The organism is Ruegeria sp. B11 (genome assembly GCF_056539785.1).
The window spans coordinates 406,755-418,715 of record NZ_JBQFVO010000002.1; the positions used below are offsets into that span (position 1 = coordinate 406,755).

Sequence of the window (11,961 nt, forward strand, 5' to 3'; positions counted from 1 at the left end):
TCTTTATCTTAAACTCGCATACGTTGAGTCGCTCAGAGATTACTTTGTGTGGGGCACATTTCAAAAAAGTGTAACTTGAGGTGAGTGGTTTCGTATCGAATTTCAATCAGAGGTTCCTTCGATCACAGAAATAGAAATTATTTCTATATATTTCAAAAAAGTAAGAAGCAGCATGTAAATCCTTGACGCCACGGAACCTCGGACTTTTTAACAAGCAATCAAAGCCATAAAAACTTGGACAACTCGTCAACGTCGTGGCTTACACTCTCATAGGTTGAGGTTTTTCTATGAGACGCCATCATAATTGTGCCACATTTCAAACGCCAAAATATCCTATTCGCGTCAAAATAACACCGCGGTAATCGTAATTGATTGGGCGCAGGAGTTAATGAGTCTTTTTGCCTTCTGGCACCGTGCGAGTTTCTGCTCAACTCCAGAACAAGGGTCTCTGTCGTGACCAACCAGATCAAATCCGTTGCTTCCGAGCAAGACGCTGTCAGCCTTGCGCGTGAAAGCTTTATTGGCGAACTGAAAACCCTGAACCGTCAGCACCCTGGCACAGGATTCGGCGTCGCTCTCCGTACGCATTCGGGCAATCGCTACTTGCTGGCTAATGCCCGCATGCCGCTGCCTGCCAACAAAACAGATGATTTTCCGACCGGACGCCGTGTGGCTTGTTTGGAAAATGGTGAAGGCTTCAGTTCAATCGAAGTTCTGGCTGATTCTTTCGCATATGAATCGATTTCACCGCGAACCGAGGCCGCAATCCTCGGCAACGCGCTGGACCTGATCGCACGAATCGACACGCTTGCAAGCCTGCCTGACGGGGCAGGGAACCACATCGCTGCAACTGGTACCGGAGGCTGACCATGGCGCGTAACGACCACCTTCTGTCTGTCGGAAACGAGTCCCTGTCTGAGATGACAGAGGCAATGACCTCGTTGACGACACAGATCGACCAACTGACAGAGGTGGCGGATGCGCGGTCTTCCGCACGGCTGGCTGCGCTCAAGACCAAAATGGAGAATTTCACCGCCAGTGTCACGATGGTCGGGCAGGTGAAGGCCGGCAAATCCTCGATCGTGAACATATTGGCCGGGCGGCCAAATCTTTTGCCTTCGGATGTGAACCCGTGGACCTCGGTGGTTACAACGCTGAACATCAACACCCGCACAGAAGGCGACACCCGTTCCAAATTCACATTCTTCGAGCAGGAAGAATGGGACAATCTGATGGTTGGCGGCGGTCGTCTGGGCGAGTTGGCCAATCGAGCCGGTGCCGATGATGAGATGGACGATATTCGCCGTCAAATCGGCGAGATGAAGGCCAAATCAGAAGAGCGGCTTGGGAAGCACTTTGACCTGATTCTCGGTCAGAGCCACCAGTATGATTATTTCGACGATGAACTGATTCAGCGATATGTCTGCCTCGGGGATGAGGATGACCCGGATATCGACCCCAAGACGGGCCGTTTCGCCGATGTGACTAAATCGGCCGAGTTGTTCATGGATATCCCGCAATATCCGATCTCGCTCAAGCTCTGCGATACCCCAGGTGTGAACGATACCTTTATGGTACGCGAACAAATCACCCTACGCAGCCTGCGTGGATCAGAGGTGTGTGTTGTTGTTTTGGCTGCCAGCCAGGCGCTGACCACGATGGACATGGCGCTAATGCGGATCATCGCACAGTTCGAGAACCGCCAGATCATCCTGTTCGTGAACCGCATCGATGAATTGTCAGACCCGGTCAATCAAGTGCCTGAGATACGTGATCGTATTCAAGACACACTGAAACAGAACAACATAGACGCCAACACCAGCGTTGTTTTTGGCAGCGCTCTGTGGGCCGAGGCTGCGCTGACCGGAAACCCGGACATTCTAACTGAGGAATCGCGCGAGGCGTTGAACACCTTTTACCTGGCGGCTGGATTTGGCGATCAGGCTGCATCGCTGGATAAGATCTGGGCGCTATCAGGATTGCCTGATCTGCTGCTCGCCATGAATGAGCGTATCGCTGAGGGTGCAGGAACGCGTCTTTTGGATCGCGTTCGCCATCGGGCGCGCAACATCGCCAGCCAGATCCGGGCTACTGCAGTGGCCAAGACGCTGTCTAACTCTGACGGTATCGTTCGGGATCTGGACGGTGCGTCGCCCGAAGAAGCGATCGCAAAGGTTTCGGCTGAGTACGAAAAGAAAGCCTCGGAACTGACAACCAAGCTGCGCGACAAGGTATTAGAGCGACTTGCGTCTGCAGAAGCAAATTTTGTCAAACGTGCGACGGATTCTCTGATCTCACATCTGGAACAGAATGGTGAGCAGGGTACATGGCAATATGATCCGGCAGGTCTGCGCACCTTGCAGAAGGCGGCATATTTCAGCTTTGCCCGATCCATGCGTAAGGATGCCGGTGCTCTGTATTCGGCTGCTGCAGCGGATGTCGAGGCACTGTATCAGAAGCTGCTGGGCAACCACTTAGGTGAATTCAACATCGAAGCCCCGATCGTGCCGCGTGTACCCCCGCCATTAGGGATTGGCCGCACAATCGCACTGGACCTGCAGAGCACATGGTGGCGACGTTGGTGGCAACGCCGCAAAGGGTTTGAAGCTTATGCCGCAGACTATACGCGACTGATCGCGTCGGAGGCGAACTCGATCACCAAAGACATCGAGGAAAACCAGATCGCCGCCGTCTTAGAGAACGTGCGGGCCACGTTGACCGACTTTATTGCCGAACAGAAGGACACGCTGCTCAGCATCTCGCAATCGCCTGAAAGGGCTGCGGCCCAGATGGCCGAGCAGAAGCCGCAGAAATCACGTGACGATATTCTGGGCGATATCCTGAAAGACCTTAGTAACGAAGCAGCATAAGAAGAGTTATGGTAAAAGAATCACAAACCCGCTTCGTCTCTCCCAAGGCTTGGAACCGCATCGAGCAGTGGTCCCGCCGCAAACCTGTGTTTGCGCTCATGGGGGAATTCAGTGCAGGCAAATCGACGTTGATGAATTTCCTGCTGCGCAAACAGGCACTGCCGACGCAGGTCACAGCGACGCAACTGCCGCCGATCTGGTTCAGCTGGGGCAATCGACCCGCCTATATCAAACGCCATGATGGTAGTACGCAGAATATCGAATTGGATCAGCTTGAACAGGTTGGTGTCAACGACGCCCAGTTCATTCGCATCTTCCTTGAAGCCGACATTCTTGAGGCGGTCGACCTGATCGACACACCCGGCATTTCGGACCCGAAGATTTCGACGGATGTCTGGCAACGCGCAGTTGGCCAGGCCAATGGTGTGTTGTGGTGCACGCACTCGACCCAAGCTTGGCGGGAGACTGAACGTGCCACTTGGGTTTCGCTGCCAGAACGTCTGCAGCACAAGTCGCTGCTATTGGTGACGCGCGCAGATGCCTTGAATCAGAAAGACCGTCAAAAGGTCTTACGCCGTGTAAATCGGGAAGCGGGTCATTTGTTCAATCGCACGATCCTGTTCTCGGCCCGTGATGCCATCATGGCCCGTGACAAAACCGGCGACGCCGAGTTGTGGTCACGCAGCGGCGGCGGCAAGATGGTCGACAGTTTCCTTGAGATCACTGAGCAGATCATGGACAGCCGTGCGGATATGCTGTCGCGCTATCAAATTGACAAATCCCTGTCAGACGCACCCAAAGTTCAGCCATCGCGGCCCGAGAAAACCTCTGGCGATGCACCGCTGAAACTTGTCACGCCGATGGAAGATGACTCTGCCGAGAATGATGTGGTTACAAGTTTCCCGGTACGCCCTGCCCGCGTGGAGCGTCGCACCGAGGAATCCGGACAGGCGCGGATTGATGCAGAAGAAGCCGAGCGGATGCGCGCGGAAATGGCGACCGAAGCGGAGCCTGCTGATGAAGACTTACGTGCCTTGTTCTCTGACAAGACGGAAGATCCGCTGGATTTGAACCTCTTGGCAAACCCCATCACCGACGTGGATGAGTTTGATTTCATGGATGACGATGATGAGGAAGAGCAGGAAGATGCCGAACTGATCGTCTTGGGCGAAGAAGAGGACGAAGCGGAAGCAGTCGAAGCTGCGGACACCGAACAAGAGCCGTCAGAAGACGCCGAAGAATCATCAGATATCGAAGTATCGGTTTCGTCGATTACGGCCCTGTTGGCGGAACAGTCGGAAAACTCGGCAGACGAATATGAACCGGAGCCCGAATCGAATGCGCTGGCTCCAAACCGCGTCGTATCAATGGTGGGTGAAGCTGCTGCCGAAGAGATTGAAGATGCAGCCGATGACAAGGCAGATGATTTGGGCGATCGCCTCATAGAAACGCCACTCAGTGCTGCAGCAATGTGGGGTGAAATCGTGGCGCGTGAGAACCTGCCTGACGATGCAAATGGCCTGAAAAGCGCCTTTGCAGCATTCTTGTCCGAGTTTGACCAGATTGCGTTGGAACATGACGCTAAGCGGAATCAAGACATACCGCGCGCCGTTTCTGAGGCTCGCAAAAACGGCGGAGCGGAGTGGCATGCGATTTAGATTAAACCCGAAGGTGGGCATCTGAATGTCGATTGAATCTGCTCTGGCTTCGGCCATCGAAACCATACCCGACTGCATCGCAGCCGGGTATGTCGACATGGAGACCGGCATGTTATTGGGCGTCGACGCGTCGGACCAAGACAGCGCTGATGCGCTCGAAAATCTCGCACTTGCAGTAGCTAATCTGTTTCAGGGACGCGGTATGAAGGGATTCGAAGAACTTCTGCGTGCGGCAAAAATCGACGATACTGAACACCCCGGATTTGGGGAAATCGCGGTGTTCTCAAACGACCGGCTGCACATCTTTCTCAGGACAACAGAATATCCTGATCACGTGGTATGCTATATCTGCCGCGACAGCGCGAATGTCGGGCTGGCGCTTACGAAATCACATCTCAGCCTCGGGCCGGTGGCGGCCGCGGTGTAGACGGGACCAGAGGGGGTCACGCATGATGGATAGTGAAATACTGGATATGCTCGAAGGGATCGGGCGGACTTCGGTCGCGCGCTTATCGCCTGCAATCTACCTATCGGGTAGCAGCGCACTGTTACGCCGGAATGAGGTGCTGGGGGCCATCCGGGGCACGATCTTGCCTCGGCGTTTGGAATTTACGGCGGCTGACGGGGCAACTTTGGCTATCGAAGTCAACAGCTCTCGGGTCACCGACGTGTTCCGCTGTGCTTCGGGCCCTGTCCCGGATTTTGAAACCGAAGCACGCGAAAAACTGATCGAACGACTGGCGCAAGTGGTGTCGGAAATTGCAACGGCACCCGGCCCGCTTGAGTTGGTTTCTCTGCGCCCGGATACGGCGCTTGAGGTTGATGACGTAGGGGTTACCTTTTCGGAGGTCGAAGCGGCCTGCGCGCGGATTGAACTAACCGATGAGCCGCGCATGGCCATCGTTTCCGACCAGACCTTAGAACCGGAAGCTCAGCCAGAAACTGCGTCACAAGGCGCCACCAGTATTGCCGGAAAATTCTTTGAGGGCGCGGATCGGTTCGCATTAGGTCGAATACTGATCGGGTCGACTGAAGACGAGATGCAATTTGATGGGTTGTGTGCGCAGGGCCAAGACACACATCCGGGCACGGATATATTGACCAGATTCACCCGGGATCTGGCCGGATGGCAGGCCGATGGTTCCGATGCTTTAACTGATCCGCAGCTGATCGTCATTCGTCCGACAGGTGGACAAGGCGCGGGTCTCGCCATCTTGCGCGACGGTCAGGAAACCGCCGCCGCCGTTCATGACGCCCGCAAGCTGGGCGCTGTCGTCAACCTATGGAAAACATTGAATAGCGCCGTTGAATAACCGCGTTCCTGCCAAATAGTGTCCACTTTGCAAAGTTAAACAAAATACGAGTTACCAGGGTAAATCTTATGAGTGAGTTAAATCGCCGCGAGCTTATTCGCATCGCAGAAGACATGAACGGGACGAGCAATGACGAAACGCGTCACTTCATCTCGCGCATCGTTGACGACTTGTCGAACCTCAAGCCTTCGATAGCATTCGTAGGTCAAATCAAGGCCGGAAAATCGCGCTTGATCAACGGTTTCACCGGGCACGCAGAATATCTGCCCTCGGACGTGAACCCATGGACGACAGTGATCACCGACATGCATTTCGGTCATCCGTCCGGTCGGACGTCGGGCGCCGAGTTTCATTTCTTTGACAATCGCCAATGGCAGGCCCTGATCGCCGAAGGTGAAGAGTTACGCAACATGTTCCCTGATGAAGAGGACAGCTACAAGCGCGAGATGATCGAAGAGCAGGTCGAGGCAATGAAAACCCGCGCCAAGCTACGCTTGGGGGAAAGCTACAAACACCTTCTTGGCGAGCATCACGATCTGGATGAATTGACCTCGGATGACCTGGCGCGCTATGTCTGCGCCGGGGATGACCCGACAGATGAAGACCAGTATGACCCCGGTTCAGATCGGGGCCTTTACAGCGACATCACCCGTAAGGCCGAGGTCTATTTTGACATTGGCCATTTTCCGTATCCGGTGACAGTCACAGACACACCCGGTGTCAATGACCCGCTGCTGATCCGTGAAGAGATCTCGCGCCAGTATCTCAAGGAATCCGACTTTTTCGTCGTCGTGCTGTCTGCGCATCAGGCGTTGTCGCGGGCCGATCTGAAGCTATTCCGCCTGATGCAAGCGCTAGAGCTTGGTCAGATCGTGGTCTTCATCAACCGCGTGGACGAATTGGGTGGTGGCGCCGAAGATGCCGGCAAGGTGCGCACTGACGTATTGGATGGGCTCGAACAGGCGCTTGGCAACTCGGAGATTGACGTTCTGATGGGCAGCGCCCAATGGGCCCATTATGCGCTGACCGGGGATGAAACCGGAATCGACCATGATCAGATATTGGCGTGGCTGCGGGCGCATCCCGAACAGATGAAGCAATATCTTGACGGCGTCGAAGAGATCAAGCAAGGCCCCGGCCCCATCAGCCGCGAAGGTGTATTGCGATTTGCCGCGATGATCGCGTCGGGCCTGCCCGATCTGCGCCGTCATGTGACCAAAGCCCTGACCGAAGGACCGCGCCAAGAACAGCTTAATATTGCGTGGCAGCACCTCAACAGTTTTGCCCAAGGTGAGCTTGAGCGCAGCACTGCGCGGCTTCGTGCGATTGAAGAAAAGGATGGTCCCGACACAGCGGATGTCGAAGAAAACAACAAAACGCTTTCTGAGTTGCGCGCGCTAGTTGAAGATAAATCCAAGGCCATCACCAATGATATGGACGATGTACTGGCCAATTTGCGAGGTGTTATGGATGACACCGTCGCCGAGGCTGTCTCGATCGTTGTGCGCGGCCCTGATGGGCAATCGCCTTTGCTGGCCAAAGACGGAGATACCGAGCTGAACTTTACGCCTCTGCGTGAGCGAATGCGCGAGCTTGTCCAGGGCGCGACCCAGGTGGTGCGGCAGCGCATGCTTAGTGAGCTTTACGCAATCGATATGCAGACCAATGCTGCTTTGCGCGCCCTGCCCGGATGGCAGGAACCCGCGGACAATCGCATGAATACCAGCGCGGTGCGTTGGTTCCGTCCGAATACAAGCGCACTGACGCGTGGCATCACGGTTGAGTTGCGTGTGACATGGCTGTCGCGACTGATATCGCGTCGCAGTGTGTTGAACCGCGCCGAACGGATGATCGTTCAAGAGTTTGAGATGATCGGAGACGATCTTGTAGATACCGCCAGAAGCGACCTTATCGAACGGATGAAAACCGTTCTTGACCATTATATGGCGCTGCTGGCCGGGCATCTGGAACATCGCGCAGGCCCCGATGGGTCGAACGCGCGCGCCGAAGCGCAACGTGCGGTTGACGAAGCGCGGCGCATCAGCGATGAACTAGGGGCGGTACACGGAACTGCACCAGTGGACACTCGACAGGCAGAGGCCGCAGAATGATTGAATTCCCCGGAACCGAGAAGGAAGTGCGCCAGCTAGAGCGTTTCCTGACCGCCACCGAAAATGCTCCCTCATCGGCAGAGCTGGATGATATGCGCGCCCGCGCGCTGGCCCATGCCGAGCGGCTTTCGAACGCGGTTTCCATTGGTTTTGCCGGGGAGTTTGGAGCCGGAAAGTCCAGCCTTGCCAACATGCTGGCGGGGGCAGACATTCTGCCCACCGGGCCGCAGCATCTGAAATTGCCCCTGGTGATCGTGGCCTATGCTGATACGCCTGAGACAACCGTTGGTTGGTGGGACAAGGAACCCAAAGTCTATTCGGGTATAGCGCTGGAAAAGGCAGCGGCGGACGAACCCGATTTCATCTCGGTCGGGTTGAACACCCCTGCCCTGCAGGAGATTTCGCTGTTTGATCTGCCCGGTGCCGGTGCACTGGATGATACCTACAAACAGACTCTAAATTTGCTCGACTATGTGGATTGTGCGATCTGGTGCACCAATGGCACCAACGCCTGGCGTGAAACCGAACGCCATTTGTGGTCGCAGGTCCCTCAAAAGCTGCGCAATAACAGCTTGTTGGCTGTAACACATGCCGATTTGCCTCCGGTGCGGGATGCTCTGGATCGGGTAGTCGCACGCCTGAACAAGGAGAAGGGCGATTTGTTTCGCGCGGTTGTGACCATCGGCACCCCGGTAGCGGTACGGGCCATGGAACAAGAGCCTGAACCCGACTTTGCTTTGTGGGAAACCTGTGGCGGGCAGAACTTGGCAGAACAGGTTTTGCACATTGCCTCTGATCACCGTCGCCATGATCTTGAGGCCGCCCAAAAAGATCTGGCTGAAGAGTTTATGCCTTATCTGGAGAACCTTACTGGTGCGGCTTCGACAGATGGCGCTGAGGCCGACGGCAATACTGTGCAGGCAAGCCTAGAGGCCGCCCTGCCCCCCCTGGACAATCCAATCCTTGAAGACTGGCTTGCGGCCATCGCCAGCATTTACAACGATCTGCGCGAAAGCTCAGATATTGAACCGGCGGCCTTCCTGCAAAGCTGTCAGGAAATCGTCGAGGATTTTGCCGAAAGGTTAGAATCTGGTACCGAAATCGATCCCAAAGCAGACTGGATTCCGGCCGAGTTTGAAAAGGCCACTGACCTGTTGCTGTTGCTGCAGTTTGAAACCGGGGACGCACCGCTGAAGGATGCAATAAGCATTCTCGCACAGCTCAGCGACAATCTGGCTTGGGCGGGCAGCTCTGTTGCGTCGGCGCCCCCAAGAACCGGCACATAAGTTTTTCCCGCTTGAATTGAGCCGCATCGCAGCGATTCGAAGCGTTCGGAATCGCCGCGATATTGTTTCGAATTCGTGGACCAAGCCTCTATTTCGGCGGTATAGAATCCATTTCTTCCATCAGGCAAACACAACATATAGTGTAATGAAGGTTTGGACCGACTATATAGGCGATTTCATTTTTTGTGATCCATAGTGAAGCCATCAGGCGGCCCCAATAAAGTCAAATTTGAAACGTCTAACCGTCTTAAGTGTCCTGCGGTTGTGTTTGGTTGTGAGTTCGCGGGCTGAAGCCCTGGTTATTTATGCCGCAATAAACGAGTAGAATGGGCGGGAAGAAATGAGCCACAACCAGGCGGTCGGCGCAACGCACGACGAACCTCAGATCGAAGTATTGCAGCCAGGCGCAAAGCTGCTGCGCGGACAGTATGAAATCCTCCGGTTCCTAAGCAACGGCGGGTTTGGGATCACCTATCTCGCGCGCGATAGTCTGGATCGCGATGTGGTCATCAAGGAATGCTATCCGGGGGCGCTCTGTCAGCGGAATGGTGATCTGGTCGAACCTGCCAACCCTGACCACAAAGAAGACCTGCGCTCCATTATCGACCTGTTCATTCAGGAAGCACGCAACCATGCGCGGCTGGTTCATCCCAACATCGTCGACGTGCATCAGGTGTTTGAGGACAACGACACCGCTTATATCGCGATGGACCTGATCCGCGGATGCGATCTTCTGGATTATGTCGAAAAACCCGAAAACAAGAGCGGACCGGACTTTATCGTTCAGGTCACCGAAAAAATGCTGTCTGCGGTGTCGTTCATTCACCAAAGCGGCATGCTACATCGCGATATTTCACCCGACAATATCCTGATCGATGAGAATGGCGAACCCATCCTGATCGACTTTGGCGCAGCACGCGAGCAGGCGGCACACAAGTCAGCGGCGCTATTGACGCTGCGCGTGATTAAGGACGGGTACTCGCCGCACGAATTTTATGTGCGTGGCGCGGATCAGGGCCCCAGCAGTGACCTCTATGTACTGGCTGCAACGCTGTATCATGCGATCAGCGGCGAGCGACCGATTGATGGCCAGACACGTTTGAATGCGTTCAACAACGGCCAAGACGATCCTTATGAACCGCTGACAGGGCGATTCAAAGGTTATCCTGACGGGTTCCTTGAGGCGATCGACAAAGCAATGGAAGTGCACGCCACTGACCGTGTGCAAACCGCATTGGACTGGCTGCGTATGTTCCGTGGTCCCGGTGTGATGTTCGACAGTTTCGCGTATCGCCCTGTTTCGGTCATTGTTGGCATGGATCGCAAAGACGAAGAGGCCGAAAAAGAACGGATCAAAGCCGAAAGCGAGAATGCGGAGGCCGTCGTGACCGCGCTGCTGGCCGGGAACTCTGATCTGGCCCTCGGGAACGAGGAAAAAACGGAAGACACTCTTGCTAAATTTGCACCTCAGGACGAGGCCGTTGCTGCAGTCGACACCGTTGTAAAAAGCGGCTCGGGCGGCAGTGGCAAGATGATCGCGGGTATCGCGATTGTATTGGCGGCACTGGCCGGAGGTGGATACTTCGTAATGACGGGCGATCAGAAATCGCCCGAGGCAACTCCGGTGACTGCAGAGGCTCCGACTACTCCGGTGCCCGCAGAAGCAGCTCCGGAACCCGTCGAGCAGACCGCCGAAGCCACAACAGAGCCGCAACAGGCCGAAGTCGCTTTGGCGTCAGAACCAGAAGCGGCGCAGGAACAACCTGTCGAGCAGGCTAATGAGGTGCCGGAAGCCGCCATTGTGTCAGAGCAGCAACCCGAAGAAATCGCTTTGGTGGAACCTGAAGTAGTGGAACCTGAAGTGACGGAACCTACGGTTGAAGACATCACACCCATCGCACCTGCGACGCCGGTAAATCTAGCCGAAAACCAGGTTGCATTTGGGCACTGGGATATTGAGATTCCATTCACGATGTCCAAGCGTCGCAGCTCGACCGGGAGTGTCATTGCCATCAATGGATTGAACGCCGGTCAAGATAGGTCGGTGATCGGGGATTGGGTCGAACGGGGCGCTACGATTTTTACTCTGAATGGTGAACCTATTCGTCCGGACACAACGCTTGCATCGTATGTTCTAGATAATTTCTCGGTCGATCCAGACGGGTATATCCGTGTAGCAGCGCGCTATCGCAGTCTGGGCGAAACGCGCGCGCAGAATGGATTGCTGGCCCTGCCCGCCTTCCGCAGTTTTGGCCTTCTGAACGGTTATTCGTTTGATGTGGCTCATGCGGGCGAGGCAGGTTGGCAAACCGTCGTCGCATCTGTTCCGGAAGAAGTTGCTGGCAGTTTGCAGCGGGGGGATGTGCTGCTGCGCGAAACACAGACTGGTGTCTCGATTAATGAGCCCGAGAGTCTGGACGGCATCCTTGCTCAACTTGTTTCCGACAACCAACCCGAGGCGCGCCTAAGCATTCTGCGCAACGGAGCTGAAAGTACTGCGGTCATGCAACTAACGCAGGAGTGATCGCCCAGTTGATGTGACTATCGCCAGGTCAGTGTGCTGGGGGTGCCGCCCATCGCGTCACCCCGTCGGGGACCAACCCGTCGCGACGTAAATGTTTCTCTGTTTCCTCTTCATCAGTGCCCTGCGCCTACGGCGAAGCGGTTTGTAGCAGTCCCGCGGGTAAAACCCCGCATCAGAAATCAAAGAAGGTGACGACACC

Annotated in this window: 8 protein-coding genes; all 8 read left to right on the forward strand. The window is 55.3% G+C overall.

From position 1 onward, the window contains the following. Positions 1–453: 453 nt before the first annotated feature. The 8 genes from ACR0I1_RS09640 to ACR0I1_RS09675 all read left to right on the forward strand — a co-directional run bounded on the left by ACR0I1_RS09640 (position 454) and on the right by ACR0I1_RS09675 (position 11,762). Positions 454–867 (forward strand): hypothetical protein, encoded by a 414-nt coding sequence (locus tag ACR0I1_RS09640; RefSeq protein ID WP_170393931.1) that lies wholly within the window; start codon positions 454–456, stop codon positions 865–867. Between the two features lie 2 nt (positions 868–869). Next, entirely contained in the window at positions 870–2,870 is a 2,001-nt protein-coding gene (locus tag ACR0I1_RS09645; protein WP_170393929.1) for a dynamin family protein, read from the forward strand. 8 nt (positions 2,871–2,878) lie between these two features. Then, positions 2,879–4,528: a dynamin family protein gene (locus ACR0I1_RS09650; RefSeq protein WP_170393927.1), complete on the forward strand. Its 1,650-nt coding sequence runs from the start codon at positions 2,879–2,881 to the stop codon at positions 4,526–4,528. A 25-nt stretch (positions 4,529–4,553) separates the two neighbouring features. Continuing rightward, positions 4,554–4,955: a hypothetical protein gene (locus ACR0I1_RS09655; RefSeq protein ID WP_170393925.1), complete on the forward strand. Its 402-nt coding sequence runs from the start codon at positions 4,554–4,556 to the stop codon at positions 4,953–4,955. Between the two features lie 22 nt (positions 4,956–4,977). Then, positions 4,978–5,841 carry a hypothetical protein gene (locus ACR0I1_RS09660; protein WP_480706141.1) on the forward strand — a complete coding sequence of 288 codons (864 nt, stop codon included), beginning with the start codon at positions 4,978–4,980 and terminating at the stop codon, positions 5,839–5,841. Between the two features lie 68 nt (positions 5,842–5,909). Next, positions 5,910–7,952 (forward strand): dynamin family protein, encoded by a 2,043-nt coding sequence (locus tag ACR0I1_RS09665; RefSeq protein WP_480706143.1) that lies wholly within the window; start codon positions 5,910–5,912, stop codon positions 7,950–7,952. Further along, a complete protein-coding gene (locus ACR0I1_RS09670; RefSeq protein WP_480706145.1) occupies positions 7,949–9,238 on the forward strand; it encodes a dynamin family protein in 1,290 nt (429 codons plus the stop codon). The genes ACR0I1_RS09665 and ACR0I1_RS09670 overlap by 4 nt, the downstream gene beginning before the upstream one ends. A 340-nt stretch (positions 9,239–9,578) precedes the next feature. Next, positions 9,579–11,762, forward strand: coding sequence for a serine/threonine protein kinase (locus ACR0I1_RS09675; RefSeq protein ID WP_480706147.1), 2,184 nt, complete (start codon positions 9,579–9,581; stop codon positions 11,760–11,762). Positions 11,763–11,961: the final 199 nt, after the last annotated feature.